Source organism: Streptomyces coelicoflavus (assembly GCF_045041415.1).
Taxonomy (GTDB): domain Bacteria; phylum Actinomycetota; class Actinomycetes; order Streptomycetales; family Streptomycetaceae; genus Streptomyces; species Streptomyces coelicoflavus.
In genome coordinates this window covers 5,856,184-5,871,069 of record NZ_CP108218.1, presented here as the reverse complement: position 1 = coordinate 5,871,069, position 14,886 = coordinate 5,856,184, and the positions used below count along the sequence as shown (strand labels likewise).

14 protein-coding genes are annotated in these 14,886 nt (G+C 73.4%); 7 read left to right on the top strand and 7 right to left on the bottom strand.

Annotated elements, in window-relative coordinates:
* The first annotated feature begins 25 nt into the window (after window positions 1-25).
* On the top strand, window positions 26-1,681 hold the full coding sequence (locus OHA99_RS26145) for a hypothetical protein (RefSeq protein WP_153180085.1): 1,656 nt from the start codon (window positions 26-28) through the stop codon (window positions 1,679-1,681).
* Here OHA99_RS26145 and OHA99_RS26140 read toward each other — a convergent pair.
* A complete protein-coding gene (locus OHA99_RS26140) occupies window positions 1,635-3,734 on the bottom strand; it encodes a bifunctional glycosyltransferase 87/phosphatase PAP2 family protein (RefSeq protein ID WP_366471979.1) in 2,100 nt (699 codons plus the stop codon). The two genes, OHA99_RS26145 and OHA99_RS26140, sit on opposite strands and share 47 nt — an antisense overlap.
* A gap of 426 nt (window positions 3,735-4,160) precedes the next feature.
* Here OHA99_RS26140 and proP point away from each other — a divergent pair, with 426 nt between their 5' ends.
* Genes proP through OHA99_RS26125 form a run of 3 tightly spaced genes read left to right on the top strand, consistent with a single transcriptional unit; the run spans window position 4,161 to window position 6,792 of the window.
* Window positions 4,161-5,546 (top strand): glycine betaine/L-proline transporter ProP, encoded by a 1,386-nt coding sequence (proP, locus tag OHA99_RS26135; protein WP_381606475.1) that lies wholly within the window; start codon window positions 4,161-4,163, stop codon window positions 5,544-5,546.
* 26 nt (window positions 5,547-5,572) lie between these two features.
* The gene (locus tag OHA99_RS26130) at window positions 5,573-6,124 is read left to right on the top strand and encodes a GNAT family N-acetyltransferase (protein ID WP_266571908.1); all 552 of its coding nucleotides are present in this window, start codon (window positions 5,573-5,575) and stop codon (window positions 6,122-6,124) included.
* Window positions 6,121-6,792 carry an O-methyltransferase gene (locus OHA99_RS26125; protein WP_405698090.1) on the top strand — a complete coding sequence of 224 codons (672 nt, stop codon included), beginning with the start codon at window positions 6,121-6,123 and terminating at the stop codon, window positions 6,790-6,792. The genes OHA99_RS26130 and OHA99_RS26125 overlap by 4 nt, the downstream gene beginning before the upstream one ends.
* Before the next feature lie 13 nt (window positions 6,793-6,805).
* Here the strand turns inward: OHA99_RS26125 and OHA99_RS26120 are convergent, their stop codons facing one another.
* Window positions 6,806-7,198 (bottom strand): hypothetical protein, encoded by a 393-nt coding sequence (locus OHA99_RS26120; protein ID WP_164243925.1) that lies wholly within the window; start codon window positions 7,196-7,198, stop codon window positions 6,806-6,808.
* An 81-nt stretch (window positions 7,199-7,279) separates the two neighbouring features.
* Here OHA99_RS26120 and OHA99_RS26115 point away from each other — a divergent pair, with 81 nt between their 5' ends.
* Complete coding sequence (locus OHA99_RS26115; RefSeq protein WP_007388412.1) at window positions 7,280-7,687, top strand: DUF1992 domain-containing protein; 408 nt, start codon at window positions 7,280-7,282, stop codon at window positions 7,685-7,687.
* 10 nt (window positions 7,688-7,697) lie between these two features.
* Here the strand turns inward: OHA99_RS26115 and OHA99_RS26110 are convergent, their stop codons facing one another.
* Both OHA99_RS26110 and OHA99_RS26105 read right to left on the bottom strand, forming a co-directional pair.
* On the bottom strand, window positions 7,698-8,267 hold the full coding sequence (locus tag OHA99_RS26110) for a hypothetical protein (protein ID WP_153180080.1): 570 nt from the start codon (window positions 8,265-8,267) through the stop codon (window positions 7,698-7,700).
* Window positions 8,268-8,271: 4 nt separating this feature from the next.
* Entirely contained in the window at window positions 8,272-8,964 is a 693-nt protein-coding gene (locus OHA99_RS26105) for a hypothetical protein (RefSeq protein WP_153180079.1), read from the bottom strand.
* A 163-nt stretch (window positions 8,965-9,127) separates the two neighbouring features.
* Here OHA99_RS26105 and OHA99_RS26100 point away from each other — a divergent pair, with 163 nt between their 5' ends.
* The gene (locus OHA99_RS26100) at window positions 9,128-9,628 is read left to right on the top strand and encodes a GNAT family N-acetyltransferase (protein WP_366471976.1); all 501 of its coding nucleotides are present in this window, start codon (window positions 9,128-9,130) and stop codon (window positions 9,626-9,628) included.
* A gap of 10 nt (window positions 9,629-9,638) precedes the next feature.
* Here the strand turns inward: OHA99_RS26100 and OHA99_RS26095 are convergent, their stop codons facing one another.
* Window positions 9,639-11,741 carry an MFS transporter gene (locus OHA99_RS26095; RefSeq protein WP_153181995.1) on the bottom strand — a complete coding sequence of 701 codons (2,103 nt, stop codon included), beginning with the start codon at window positions 11,739-11,741 and terminating at the stop codon, window positions 9,639-9,641.
* A 200-nt stretch (window positions 11,742-11,941) separates the two neighbouring features.
* Here OHA99_RS26095 and OHA99_RS26090 point away from each other — a divergent pair, with 200 nt between their 5' ends.
* Window positions 11,942-13,126: a peptidoglycan-binding protein gene (locus OHA99_RS26090; RefSeq protein WP_405698087.1), complete on the top strand. Its 1,185-nt coding sequence runs from the start codon at window positions 11,942-11,944 to the stop codon at window positions 13,124-13,126.
* Between the two features lie 65 nt (window positions 13,127-13,191).
* On the opposite strand, the gene OHA99_RS26085 is transcribed toward OHA99_RS26090, so the two are convergent.
* Together OHA99_RS26085 and OHA99_RS26080 are read right to left on the bottom strand one after the other, a co-directional pair.
* Window positions 13,192-13,857, bottom strand: a complete 666-nt coding sequence (locus tag OHA99_RS26085; RefSeq protein WP_153180076.1) for an HAD-IA family hydrolase — start codon at window positions 13,855-13,857, stop codon at window positions 13,192-13,194.
* Window positions 13,858-14,064: 207 nt separating this feature from the next.
* The gene (locus tag OHA99_RS26080; RefSeq protein ID WP_153180075.1) at window positions 14,065-14,646 is read right to left on the bottom strand and encodes a TMEM165/GDT1 family protein; all 582 of its coding nucleotides are present in this window, start codon (window positions 14,644-14,646) and stop codon (window positions 14,065-14,067) included.
* Window positions 14,647-14,886: the final 240 nt, after the last annotated feature.

Below are 14,886 nucleotides of genomic sequence, written 5' to 3'. Positions count from 1 at the left end.
ATGACCTCGAACGGAAACCCCGACCGTGGCCCCTGCCGAACTCACCGTCCCCCGGCCCGAACAGCTCCGGGACAGACGTCCGGGCAACGCCCTGCGCGCCTTCGGTCGCCGGCATCGCGTGCCGCTGCTCGCGACCCTGCCCACCATTCCGCTGTACGCGGTGTGGTGGGCGTTTCTCGCGACGGGCGGCGGGGACCTCGCCGCGCAGGAGGCGTGGGCCGACTTCGCCTCGAACCACGGGGGTTCGGCGTACGGGCTGTTCTGGTACGGCGGGATGCACACCGCCAACTACAGCGTCTTCTCGCCGTACTTGATGGCGCTGGTCGGTGTCCGCACCGTCACGGTGGTGTCCGGGCTCGCCGCCTCCTGGCTCGCGGCGGTGCTGATGGTGCGCGGCGGGGTGCGCCGGCCCGTGTGGCCCGCGCTGCTCGCCTCCCTCGCACTGTGGTGCGACGTCGCCTCCGGCCGGGCCACCTTCGCGCTCGGCGTCGCGCTCGCCCTGGCGGCCTGCGTGCCGCTGGTGCGGGAGCGGCGCCTGTGGCTCGGCGCCGGGTACGCGGCGCTGGCGACGATGGCCTCGCCGGTGGCCGGGCTGTTCGTGGCCGTCGTGGGCGCCGCGTTCCTGCTCGTACGGGACTGGGGGCGCGCCCTCGTCCTGCTCATACCCCCGGCGGCCGTGGTCGGGCTGACGACGCTGTTCTTCCCCTTCACGGGGGAGCAGCCGATGCCGTTCGCCCGCATCTGGCCGCCGGTCCTGCTCGGCCTCGCCGTCACCGTGCTGGCCCCGCGTACCTGGCGGGTCGCCCGGTGGAGCGGGGCCGTGTACGCGCTGGGGACCGTGCTGACGTATCTGATCGCCTCGCCGGTCGGGACGAACGTCGAACGGTTCGCCGAGTTGTTCGCGCCCGCCGTGCTGCTGGCGGCCCTGCTCACCGCCCCGCCCGCGCTCACCGCGGACCGGGTGCGGCGGCTCGCGCGGGGGCTGCTGGCCGTCGCGCTCGCCTACTCCGTGTGGTGGGTGGGCGGCAAGACCGTGAGCGACCTGAGAGTGTCCACCGTCGTGCCCGCCTGGGCCGCCGAGACGGACGGGGTCGTGGCGGCCCTGGAGGGGCTCGGCGCCGACCGGACGCGGGTGGAGGTGGTGCCCGCCCGCAACCACCGCGAGGCCACCCTGCTCGCCCCGCACGTCAACATGGCCCGCGGCTGGAACCGGCAGCTCGATGTGGAACGCGGACGCCTCTTCTACGACGGCAGCTTCTCGGCGGCCACCTACCGGGAGTGGCTGGACCGGTGGGCGGTCGGCTTCGTCGTCGCCCCGCTCGGCAAGCCGGACGGTCCGGCGCGGGCCGAGGCGAAGCTGGTCCGGGACCCGGAGCGGCGGCCCGAGTGGCTGGAGCCCGTCTGGCGGGACGCGCACTGGCAGGTCTACCGGGTGCGGGACGCCGTACCGCTCGTCTCCGCGCCCGGCACCGTCGTGTCCACCGGCCCCGCCGACCTCGTACTGCGCGTGGCGCGGCCCGGCGCGGTGACCGTGCGGGTCGCCTGGTCGCCGTGGCTGCGCAGCGACGGCGGGTGTCTCGTGCAGGAGGGCGAGTTCACCCGGCTGACGGTCGACGAGCCGGGCGAGTACCGGATCAGCTCGCGGTACGGTCCTTCGCCGGGGTCGGGGGGCCGCTGCTGACGCCGGGCGCGGGTTCCGCGGGCTCCGCGGCCTCCTTCGCCGCCGCCACCGCCACCGCCGTCCGGGCCCGCGGGCCCTGGAACCAGTACGTCAGCCCGAAGCCCGCCGCGACCACGGCCGCGCCGCCCACCGCGTCCAGCACCCAGTGGTTGCCGGTCGCCACGATCGCCGAGACGGTGAAGAGCGGGTGGAGCAGGCCCAGCGCCTTCATCCACATCCTCGGCGCGATGACCGCGATCACCACCCCGCACCACAGCGACCAGCCGAAGTGCAGCGACGGCATCGCCGCGTACTGGTTGGTGAGGTGGGTCAGCGTGCCGTAGTCCGGCTTGGAGAAGTCCTGCACGCCGTGCACGGTGTCGATGATCCCGAGGCCCGGCATCAGCCGCGGCGGGGCCAGCGGGTAGAGCCAGAAGCCGACCAGGGCCAGCAGCGTGGCGAAGCCGAGGGAGGCGCGGGCCCAGCGGTAGTCGACCGGACGGCGCCAGTACAGGAGGCCCAGGACGGTCAGCGGGACGATGAAGTGGAACGACGTGTAGTAGAAGTCGAAGAAGTCCCGCAGCCGGCCGACGCCGACCACCGCGTGGTTGATCGTGTGCTCGATGTCGATGTGCAGGAACCGCTCGAGGTCCAGGATCTGCGTCCCGTGCTCCTCGGCCCGCGCCCGGCCCGCCGAGTTGCTGCCGCCGGTCGCGGCGAGGCGGACCTGGGAGTAGGCGGCGTAGGTGACCCGGATGAGCAGCAGCTCGAGGAGGAGGTTGGGGCGGGTGAGGACCCGGCGCAGGAAGGGCAGCAGCGGGACGTGCTTGAAGCGGGCCGGGACCGGCGGCGCGTAGGCGGTCGGGGTCGGGTTCTCGAAGTAGGGCGACGTGCGCGGCAGGAAGGGCACGGCGACGGCGGCGGCCAGCGCGGCGAGCAGCACGACGTTGTCCCGCAGCGGGTACAGCGCCGCCATGTTCGGCAGCATCATCTTCGCGGGCAGCGTCATCACCAGGACGACGGCGACCGGCCACACGTACCGGTCGGAGGCCCGCTTGCCGACCCGGCCGACGAGCGCGGGCAGCACCCACAACAGCTGGTGCTGCCAGGTGGCCGGGGAGACGACGACGGCCGCGCAGCCGGTGACGGCCACCGCGAGCAGCAGCTGGCCGTCACGGGCGTAGCGCACCGCGCGGCGCAGGGCGAGGACGGCGACGGCGGCGCCGAGCAGGAGGAAGAGGGCGATCTCCAGCGGGCCGTTCAGGCCGAGGCGGAGCAGGACGCCGTGCAGCGACTGGTTGGCGAGGTCGTCGGCCTCGCCGCCCAGGCCGACACCGGCCATGTGGTGCACCCAGTACGTGTACGAGTCCTGCGCCATCGCCGCCCAGGCGACGGCGGTGCAGGCGGCGAACGTGATCCCGGTCGACAGGGCGGCGCGTCTGCGGTCGGTGAACCACAGCAGGGGGACGAAGAGGAGGACGGTCGGCTGGAAGGCGGCGGCGACGCCGATCAGCACGCCGCCCACCCGGTCGCCCCGCGCCCCGCGTACGGCGAAGCAGCCCAGCAGGACCAGCAGGACCGGGATGATGCTGGTCTGGCCGAGCCAGAACGCGTTGCGCACCGGGAGGGACAGCATCAGCAGGCTGATGGCGACGGGCGCCGCCAACAGCGCCGTACGGCGACCGACGGGCTGGGGCAGGGCGCGGGCGGCGACCAGGCCGAGGGCCACCACCAGCAGCAGCGAGCCGAAGGTCCAGCCCCAGCCGAGGGCCTGTTCGGCGGCGCGGGTGAAGGGTTTGAGGACGAGCCCGACGAACGGCGTGCCGGTGAACTGAGTGGAGTCGTACAGCGACCCCTCCACGTGCAGGACGCCGTGCTCACCGACCCAGGTCTCCAGGTCCGTCAGGCGTTCCCCGCGCGGGGTGCCGAGGACCGCCGCCACCTGCCGTACGGCCAGGACGGCGGCGATCAGCCACAGTCCGAGGCGTGCTACGCGCAGCCGTGCTCTGGTCGCGTCGGCGGCCGCGGCTCCGAAGGACTCCGCCGGTCGCCCACTGTGCTCCGCATTCGCCACGCCTCGTCGGCCTCCCGCCCCGTTCGTACCGTCCGCACGTACCCTACGTACCGCGTTCGTGTACGCGGTGTGTCGTCCCTGCGAACCCTATGAGGCTCGCACCACCTTCGGAGGAAGACGCGGTCGCCCCCCACTCAACCTGACAGCCGCCCGCTTTTCGATCCGGGGAGCGAGAAGGATCACAGCTCGCGGCCGGGGGAACCGCGCACGGCGCGCGCATGTCCCCTGCATGTACGCCATTTCGGTGCACACTGCAACGAAAAGCATACCGGGCGTAAGCGGAGCATCAGCGCCTATGGTCGCTTTTCTGCCCGTGGCCGAGTGCCGCGGGCTCTTTCCGGCCCGGCGACAGCGCCGCCGTACGGGTCACACACGGCGTTCCCCCGCCTCCGTCCCTGTCCCCGTCGAAAGCAGGCGAGCGTAGTTTTGTCGGCCGCCCCCGTCGCCACTCCCCCGTCCCGCACGACCCCCGCACCCGTCCCGCGTGCCTCCGGCGCCCCCACCGCCACCGATCCCGCGCTCGTCCGGCGTGCCGTCAAGGCGGCGGCGCTGGGCAACGCGATGGAGTGGTTCGACTTCGGCGTCTACAGCTACATCGCCGTGACGCTGGGCAAGGTCTTCTTCCCGTCGGGCAACCCGACCGCGCAGCTGCTCTCCACCTTCGGCGCCTTCGCCGCCGCGTTCCTGGTCCGTCCCCTCGGCGGCATGGTCTTCGGTCCGCTCGGGGACCGGGTGGGGCGGCAGAAGGTGCTCGCCGTCACGATGATCATGATGGCGGCGGGCACGTTCGCGATCGGCCTGATCCCGTCGTACGCGACGATCGGCGTCTGGGCGCCGGTACTGCTGCTGCTCGCCCGGCTGGTGCAGGGCTTCTCCACCGGCGGCGAGTACGCGGGCGCGTCCACCTTCATCGCCGAGTACGCGCCGGACCGGCGCCGCGGCTTCCTCGGGAGCTGGCTGGAGTTCGGCACGCTCGCCGGGTACATCGGCGGCGCCGGTCTGGTGACGCTGATGACGGCGCTGCTGTCGGACGGCGACCTGATGTCGTGGGGCTGGCGCATCCCGTTCCTGATCGCGGGCCCGATGGGCATCGTCGGCCTGTACCTGCGGATGCGGCTCGAGGAGACCCCGGCGTTCGCGGCCGAGGTGGAGAAGGCGGAGACGGCGCGGGTGAAGGTGCCGCTGCGCGAGATGGTCACCGGTCAGTGGCGGGCGCTGCTGCTCTGCGTCGGCCTGGTGCTGGTCTTCAACGTCACCGACTACATGCTGCTGTCGTACATGCCGAGCTACCTGACCAGCGAGCTGAAGTACGACGAGACGCACGGGCTGCTCGTGGTGCTGGGCGTGATGGCCCTGATGATGGTCGTCCAGCCGTTCGCGGGCGCGCTGACCGACCGGGTCGGCCGGCGGCCGGTGATCGCGGCGGGCTGCGCGGGCTTCCTGCTGCTGTCCGTCCCGGCGCTGCTGCTGATCCGCGAGGGCAGCCTGCTCGCGGTCGCCCTCGGCATGGGCGCGCTGGGCCTGCTGCTGGTCTGCTTCACCGCCTCGATGCCGTCCGCGCTGCCCGCCCTCTTCCCGACCCGGGTGCGCTACGGCTCGCTGTCGATCGGCTTCAACGTGTCGGTGTCCCTGTTCGGCGGGACGACACCGCTGGTGGTGACGGCGCTGATCGGCGCGACGGGCGACATGATGATGCCCGCGTACTACATGATGGCCGCGGCCGTGGTCGGCGGCGTCGCGGTGTGGTTCATGACGGAGTCGGCGGGCCGCCCGCTGCCGGGCTCGGCACCCGCGGTGGACGGACGACGCTGATCGCCCCCGTCTGAGAGACTGCCGGGATGATGGTCAGACTCGCCGAGGAGCGAGACTTCCCCGGATTCCTGGGCCTGGCGGGCCAGGTGGAGCACTGGTTCGGCCCGATGGTCGAGGAGGCCGGATTCCACGACGCGGTGCGCGAGCACATCCGCCGGGGCGCGGCCCTGGTCGCCGTCGCCCCGGACACCGACGTGGGGCCGGGTGCGGGCGCGGAGCTGCTCGGTGGGCTCCTGTTCGGCACGGACACGGAGACGGACCCGCCGGTCCACCACGTCCACTGGCTGGTCGTGTCCCGGCAGGCCCGCGCGGGCGGTGTCGGCCGTGCGCTGATGCGGGACGCGATGCGTAGGTGGGTGCGGGAACCGGCCGACGTCGAGGTGGTCACCTTCGGCGCCGACCACCCCGGCGCCACCGAGAGCGGCGCCCGCGTCTTCTACGAGCGCCTCGGCTTCACCCCCGCCGAAGTCGTCGCCCCCGGCCCGGAGGGCGGCTCCCGCCAGCTCTTCCGCCTCGGGGCACGGGTCCGGCCCGCACACCGGGAACACGTCACGACGTACACGGGAGGCCCCGCATGAGCGAGTCACAGGTCTGGGACGACGTCGACAGCTACTTCATCACCCACCTCGCACCGGACGACGACGCCCTGGCCGCCGCCCGCGCGGAGAGTGACGCCGCCGGGCTGCCCCCGGTGAACGTCGCCGCCAACCAGGGCAAGCTCCTCCAGCTCCTCGCCCAGATCCAGGGCGCCCGCACCGTGCTGGAGATCGGCACCCTCGGCGGCTACAGCACCATCTGGCTGGCCCGCGCCCTGCCCTCCGACGGCCGCCTGGTCACCCTGGAGTACAGCGCCCGGCACGCGGAGGTGGCCACCCGCAACATCGCCCGCGCCGGCCTCGAGGCCCTCGTCGACGTACGGGTGGGTCCCGCGCTGGAGTCCCTGCCGAAGCTCGCCGACGAGAACCCGCCGCCCTTCGACCTGGTCTTCATCGACGCCGACAAGGGCAACAACCCGCACTACCTCGAGTGGGCCCTCAGACTCACCAGCACCGGCAGCCTGATCGTCATCGACAACGTGGTCCGCGGCGGCCGCGTGGCCGACGCCGACGACACCGGCGACGACGTGCGCGGCACCCGCGCCGCCATCGAGCTGATCGGCAGCCATCCGCGGCTCAGCGGCACCGCGGTCCAGACGGTCGGCACCAAGGGGTACGACGGTTTCGCGCTGGCGCGCGTGCTGGCCTGACCCCGCCGAGCGGCTACGCCTCGTGGTAGAAGCCGACGTTGACGCTGCGCGGCTCCGCGCGGTCCTGGACCACGACCTCGCCGCTGCCGCCCCTGGGCAGCGGCACCGTGCCGCCGTACGGCAGGGACTGCAAGTGCTCGCCGATGGTCAGCCGTACCTCGCTGGAGGGGTCCGGCTGGGAACCGCGCAGCCAGCTCAGCCGCCAGGTGCCGTCGGCTCCGCAGCGGAACTCCAGGTGGACCCGGGAGACGAACAGCCAGTCGTCCGGCGTCGACAGCCGGCACACGGACCTGTCCCTGCCCACGCGCAGCACCGCGTCCGGCTCGCTGGGCGCGTCGGCCATCTGCATGCCGGCCGTGGCGCCCGCGTCCGCCGCGGTGACGGCGGCCATGGTGAGTTCGAGCACGTGCGCTCCTTCGAGGTCCGTTGGCCTGTCGCCGCCGCATGATAGATCGACCGGTGGTGTGCTGTCCGGCACAATGGGGTCATGACCGAGCGAAAGCCACCCGGCGTCGACTTCGAGTCCTGGGTCGACAAACAGATCCGTGATGCGGACGCGCGCGGCGAGTTCGCCGAACTGCCCGGCGTCGGCAAGCCCCTGCCGAGCGAGATGGACAGCACCTACGACGAACTGTGGTGGGTCAAGCGGAAGATGGCCCGCGAGGGCTTCTCCGTACTGCCGCCCACACTGGCCCTCCGCAAGGAGGCCGAGGACGCCCTGGAGGCGGCGGCGAAGGCCCCGTCGGAGCGGGTGGTCCGCCGCATCGTCGAGGAGATCAACGTCAAGATCCGCGACGTCATGTTCAAACCGCCGCCCGGCCCCCCACTGGGTCTGAAGCCCTACGACGTCGAAGAGGTCGTACGGCGGTGGCGGGAGGGCCGGGCGGAGCGGTGACGCCCGTCGCTCACAGGCGCATCAGACGGTCCGCCAGCTCGCGGTAGTCCCGTAGGGCCAGGCGGAGTTGCTCGGTGTCCGTGCTGGTCGCGTCCCCGCCCTCCCCGGGCTCGTGCCAGGAGGTGCGCAGGGTCTGCCTACGGTGCGCCACGGCGTCCGTGAAGGCGGCGGCGACCTCTTCCAGGACCCGGTCGGCCTCCTCGACGGAGGCGCGCGGCGCGTCCACGAACCCGGCCACCGCGTGGTGCAGCCGCTCACCGAGCCGCTCGGACGCACCGGGCGGGAGGAGCGCGGAGGCCGACGCGGGGGTGGTCGCCGGGGTTGCCCCGGCGGCGGTGCGGGCCACGGCGGCAGTGGCGGCGTCGCCGCCTGCCCTGGTGCCGGGGGCGGCGCCGGAGTTGGGGGTGGGGTCGACGGCGGTGCCGGGACCGGGAGGGGTGCGGGGATCGGCAACCGCGCCGGGGTCGGCGACCGAGCCGGGGTCGGCGGTGCCGGGACCGGGATCGGCAGAGGTGCCGCGGTCGGCAACCGTGCGGCCGGTCTTGCCTGTGGTGCCTGTTGTGCCTGTCACGTCGGACATTGCCTCAGCTCTCCTTCGGCCGGCGCTTGCCGAGCGACCACCCGTGCGGTGCTCGGGCCCCGGGGGTCGACGCCGGTGCCGGTGCCGGTTCGCCTGCTTCCGTGCCGGTCCGCCGCCCGTCGCCGCCGTCGTGGCGGGCCGGGCGCATCAGGGCCTCGAACAGGGCGCGGGCCTCGACCATGGAGGCGCGCATCTCCTCCGTTCCCGTGCCATCGCCCTCCCGGGCGTCGTCCACGCGCGCGTGGGTCACGCGGTGCACGCGGCGGTAGCCCTCGACGTGGTGGGCGTGGTGCACGGACAGCGCCGTGAGCTGCTCCTCGTACTGCCCGCCGTCCGGGAAGCCCCGCGCGCCGGCGAGTTCCGCGAGCAGCCGGTCCGCCTCGGCGACCGCCTCGCGCGGGGAGTCGACGAAGCGCTCCTGGGCCGCGGTCCAGCGCGCCTCGAAACGCTCGCGCTCGGCGGACTCCAGGGGCCGTGTGCGCAACGACCCGTGCCGTCGCACCCGTTCGGTCAGTTCCCGTTCGGCGGCCTTGGTGTCGCCGTCGTGCCGGGCCACGGCCAGGTCGTACTCGGGCCCGAAGCGGCGCTTCAGACTTCCGCCGTGCTGGGGGCCCCGTGCGCGCAGGGCAAGGACGGCCGCGGCGACGAGCACGACCGCCACGACCACGATCAGAGCGATGATCACGCCAGTGGACATGAGTGCCTTCCGGGTTTTCGGCCTGCCGGCTCTCAGAGCGGCCGGTTCGCCGTTCGTGTTGCCCCCGAGGCCGCGCTCAAACGGCGCACGGCGTGCGCCGAGGGCGCATCGGTGGGAAAATACGCTTGCCCGGCCCACCGGCCCCCTGCCGACAATGCCGGTCATGACCTGGACCGTCGCCCCGGAACCGTACGACTCCCCCGTCGCCGCCGCCCTGTGGCGCGCGTACTACACGGAGGTGAGCGACCGCTGGTACCAGCTGTACGAGGGGCGCTCCACCGACCCCGACGAGCTGGAGCGGGAGATCGCCGCGGAGTCCGGTGCCGACCTCGCACCGCCCCGGGGAGGGCTGCTGGTCGCGCGCTACGCCGGTGAACCGGCCGGTACCTCCGGCGTACGGCTGCTGGACGACACGACCGCCGAGCTGAAGCGGGTGTTCCTGTGCGCCGGGATGCGCGGCCGGGGCGGTGCCGCGCTGCTCGTGCGGGCCGCAGAGGACGTGGCGCGGACGCTCGGGGCCCGGCGCATGCTCCTCGACACGCGCGGCGACCTGGTCGAGGCCCGCGCCCTGTACGCGCGCCTCGGCTACACCGAGACCGACGCGTACAACCAGAGTCCCTACGCCGAGCACTGGTTCACCAAGCCGCTGCGCCGCGACTCCTGACGGCGCCCCGCTAGCCGGCCCGTGCGGGCGTACGCCCCTTGCGCCGCTCCTCACCCCCGCGTCCCGTGCGCCGGTCCTGCGGACGCTCCCGCTCCGAGCCGCACAGTTCTCCGGTCAACTCGTGCACCAGTTGCACCAGGTCGGTCGGGCGGTCGGGTCCCCACCAGTCGCCGAGCAGTTCGGCGAGGGAGTCCTCGCGGGCCAGCGCCAGCCGTTCGGCGACCTCGCGCCCGCGGCCGGTGAGGACCAGGTCGGGGCCCTCACGGACGGCCAGGTGCCGCTCCTCGACCTGGCGGGCGGCCGCCATCACGGTGGCCAGCGGGACGGGGCTGCGCTCCGCGAGCTGGGCCGGCTCCACCCGGCCGTACCTCCGGACCCGCAGCAGCATCCAGCTCGACGCGGGCAGCAGGTCGTACCCCGCCCGTGCGGTGATCCGGCGGTAGATCTCCCGGCGGCCCTCCCGGGTGCCGAGCACCGACAGGGCGCGGCACACCTCGTCGTGCGAGGAGCGCTCCACCGGGTTGCTGGCCAGGGTCTGGGTGGCGTCCGGGGCCGTGACCGAGCCGCGCAGCCGGTCCTCCTTGAGGAACCAGGCCAGGAGGAAGGCGACGAGGGCGACGGGGGCGGCGTACAGGAAGACGTCGGTGATGGAGGAGGCGTAGGCGTGGATCGCCTCGGGGCGCAGCGCGGGCGGCAGGGCGCCGATGCCGCGCGGGTCGGCCTTGAGGGTGTCCACGGAGACGCCGGGCGGCAGGGCGGCGCCCCGGAAGGCGTCGGTGAGCTGGTCGGCGAGTCGGCTCGCGAAGACCGTGCCGAAGATGGCCACGCCGAACGAGGCGCCGATGGACCGGAAGAAGGTCGCGCCGGAGGTGGCGACGCCCAGGTCCTCGTAGGCGACGGCGTTCTGCACGATGAGGACGAGGACCTGCATCACCAGGCCGAGGCCCAGGCCGAAGACGAAGAAGTAGGCGCTCACCTCGGCGGTGGCGCTGTTCTCGTCGAGCTGGTGCAGCAGGAGCAGTCCGAGGGTGGTGACGGCGGTGCCGGCGACCGGGAAGACCTTCCAGCGGCCGGTGCGGCTGACGATCTGCCCGGAGACGGTCGACGACAGCAGCAGGCCGAACACCATCGGCAGCATGTACACACCGGACATGGTGGGGGTGACACCCCGCACGACCTGCAAGAACGTCGGCAGGTAGGTCATCGCGCCGAACATCGCGAAGCCGATGACGAAGCTGATGACGGCGGAGAGGGTGAAGGTGCGGACGCGGAAGAGCTTGAGCGGCAGGACGGGCTCGGCCGCCCGGCGCTCCACGGCCACGAAGAGCACGGCCAGCACCACCGCGAGCACCGCGAGCCCGATGATCTGCGGGGAGCTCCAGGCCCAGGTCGTGCCGCCGAGCGAGGCCACCAGGACCAGGCAGGTGGCGACGGAGGCGATGAGGAGGGTGCCGAGGTAGTCGATGACGTGCCGGGTGGTGCGGCGCGGGATGTGCAGGACCGCCGCGATCACGGCCAGGGCGACGACGCCGATGGGCAGGTTGATGTAGAAGACCCAGCGCCAGCTGAGGTGCTCGGTGAAGACCCCGCCGAGCAGCGGCCCGAGCACGCTGGTCGCGCCGAACACCGCGCCGAACAGCCCCTGGTACCGGCCGCGTTCGCGGGGCGGGACCAGGTCGCCGACGATCGCCATCGACAGCACCATGAGCCCGCCGCCGCCCAGCCCTTGCAGGGCGCGGAAGGCGATCAGCTGACCCATGCCCTGCGCGATGCCGCACAGCGCGGAACCGACCAGGAAGATCCCGATCGCGAGCTGGAAGAGCTTCTTGCGCCCGTACTGGTCGCCGAGCTTGCCCCACAGCGGTGTCGCGGCGGTCGCCGCCAGGAGGTACGCGGTGACCACCCAGGACAGGTGCTCGAGACCGCCCAGATCGCTGACGATGGTCGGCAGCGCCGTCGAGACGATGGTCTGGTCGAGCGCGGCGAGCAGCATGCCGAGGAGCAGGGCCCCGATGGACACGAGCACACCGCCGGCGACCTGTTCCCGCTCCTCCGGCGCCCCGGGCCCCCGCCCCGGGTCCGCCTCCGCCGCCTCGCGCACCTCTCCGGCCATGTGGACCTCCACGGATGTCATGACTCGCGCGCGTGCCGACACGCGCTGCCCATCCTGGTCGGTGTGACCGGATATGGCCGTTTCAGTCCTCCAGGAAGCCGGTATTCCGGGGGCGTGTGCGCGGAAGTGTGGAGAAGATCTGCATAATCTCTGAAGTTCGCGAGGGGAGTCGCGAGGGGCGCGAGGGGAGGGACGAACGCGTGGAGCAGGAGAAGCAGCCGTCGCAGGAGCGGCCGGGGAGGGCCTCGTGCCCGGAGTGCGGCACGCCCAGAGCGGCGGACAACACCCCGTCCTGCGCCTGCGGGACACGGGCGTCCGACGCCCTGCGCGACGCGCGCACGGCCCGGGCGGCAGCGGCGGAGGACTTCGACCCGCTGCGCATACGGCCGTACGTCGAGCTGGACGGGGCCGCGGAGCCCTCCGGTACGCCTGAGGCACCCGGCGCGTCCGGGGCCTCCGGTGAGCGCTCCGACGGGACCGCGTCCGACCCGGACGCCACCATGACACTGCGCGCGGTCGGTGCGGGTGCGGGTGCGGACGGAGGTGCGGGCGCCGGCGCCGGTGCCGGTGCCGGTTCGCGCGACGGGGGCACGGAGGCGGCGTCCGCACTGTCGACGCCGCTCGCCCCGTCGGCCGGCTCGCCCAGCGCGCACGACCTGCGCCTGTTCGAGGCTTCCGCCACCGCGCCCCTTCCGCAGGTCTCGCGGCCGGGCCCGGGCACGGGGGGCGCGAGCGGTGGCGGACGGCCCTCGCGCGGGCGCCGCAAGGGCCTGCTGCTGAGCGCGGCCGGAGCGGTCGCGGTCGTGGTCGGCGCGGCGGGATACGCCAGCGGGCTGTTCTCGTACGACACCCCGTCGCGGGACGGCGCCCTGCCGGACGAGGTCCGGGCGAGCGTGCCGGACCCGTCGACCGGCGAGGCGTCACCGAGCGAGGAACCCAGCGCTTCCCCGGCCTCGTCGGCACCCTCCGCTTCCCCCTCCCCGTCCCCGTCTCCGTCGGCGTCCGCCTCCGCCTCGGCGAGCGCGAGCGCCTCCGCCTCGCCGTCCCCGTCGAGCGCCTCGCCCACGGCGTCCCGGCCGGCCGAGCCGACGCAGAGCACGACCGCACCGGCCGAGGACGCGCCGCCGGAGTCCGGGGAAGAGGGCCTCGCCCCGGGCGACGGCCCCACGCTCCAGCGCGGCGACCAGGGCCCGGAGGTCGCGGAACTCCAGCAGCGCCTGCGAGGGATGAACATGTACTGGGGCGACTTCAACGGCAACTTCAACCGCCAGGTCGAGGACGCGGTCCGCCAGTACCAGTGGTACCGCGGCATCTACACCGACGGGGTCGGCGTCTACGGCCCGGACACCCGCCGCAGGCTCGAGTCGGAGCCGCGACAGCGGTAGACCGCAGGAGGGACGGGCGAAGAACCCGCGCAGGCGGGCCCCCGCCGGCTGTCCCGGCTGTCCCGTCAGCCGATGTGCAGGCGCAGCGTGCCGTCCGCGTCGGACTCGACGCGTACCCGCGTGAGGTCCTCCACGACCACGTCCGGCCCGTGGAGCCCGGCGCGGGGTCCGACCCCGACGACCCGCATGCCGGCGGCGCGCGCGGCCGCGATGCCGGCGCCGGAGTCCTCGAAGGCGATGCAGTCGGCGGGGGCGATGCCCAACTCGGCGGCGCCCTTCAGGAAGCCCTCCGGGTCGGGCTTGCTCGCGCCGACCGACTCGGCGGTGACCCGGACGTCCGGCTGTGCGAGCCCGGCGGCGGCCATCCGCGCGGTGGACAGGGCCACGTCGGCCGAGGTCACCAGGGCGTGCGGCAGACCGCGCAGCGAGGCGAGGAACTCCGGCGCCCCGGGGATCGCGACGACGCCCTCGGTGTCGGCGGTCTCCTCGGCGAGCATGCGCGTGTTGTCGGCGTGGTTCTGCTCCATGGGCCGGTCCGGGAGCAGCAGCGCCATCGAGGCGTAGCCCTGCCGTCCGTGGACGACCTTCATGACCTCGTCGCCGTCCAGCCCGTGCCGGTCGGCCCAGCGCCGCCAGACGCGCTCGACGGCGGCGTCCGAGTTGACGAGGGTGCCGTCCATGTCGAGCAGCAGGGCACGGGCGGGCAGAACGGTGGTGGCGGTGGCCGTCATCGGCAGACTCCAAGGCGCGGGGAGGAGAAACAAGGTGGCCCCGCCCGCCGGTCAGGGAGAACGGGCGGGAGCCACTTTGTTCATCCACGGTACAAAACGGAGCGGGGATCGCGCCAGGCGGCCCCCGCCACCGATACCCGCCCGGCCCCGCCGACCACCCCCGCCGACCGCCCCCGCGGACCGGTGGCGGCCCGTGCCGGCCGGCACTCAGCCGCTGATCGCCTCCCACAGGCTCCACACGCCCAGGCCCAGCATGAGCACGGCCGCGATCTTCGTGATCAGCGCCAGCGGCACCCGCTTCATCAGGGCCTTCCCACCGACGATGCCGAGCCCGGCCACCGCCCACAGCGCGAGCACCGCACCGAGGCCGACGGAGAGCGGATCGTCGTAGCGGGCGGCGAGGTTGGCCGTCATGATCTGCGTCAGGTCACCGAACTCGGCGACCAGGATGAGCATGAATCCCGCCCCGGAGACCTTCCAGAAGGACTGGTCCCGCGGCTTGCGGACCTCCTCGTCCTCGTCGTCCTTCTTCATCAGCAGCACGGCGGCACCGCCGAGGAACAGCACACCGGTGATCGCGTGCACGAGCTGCTGCGGCAGCAGGGTCAGCACACTGCCGGCCGCGACCGCGAGCACGACGTGCAGCAGGAAGGCGGCGGCGACGCCCGCGAAGACGTACGAGGCGCGGTAGCGGGTGCCGAGGACGAGGCCGGCGAGGGCGGTCTTGTCCGGCAGCTCGGCGAGGAAGACGACACCGAAGACGAGCGCCGTCACGGTCAGGCTGATCAAGATTCCTCAATCGGTCGGGGCCACCCCACCGAGAGTGCTGATTGCGCGGATTTCACGATCTCCGCGACGCGCGACACCTCGGCACGGCAGCACACGGATCCACCCGTGCCATGCGGCACGGGCGTGCACTGCTTGCCGAAGGTCTCGCTGGCCCGCCTCGCGTACGAGGCCTGCCTCCGGGCGCCGGCTCAGGCGGGCTGAGCAGTATGTCGACGGTCCGGCGAAGAGCTACTCCCCTTC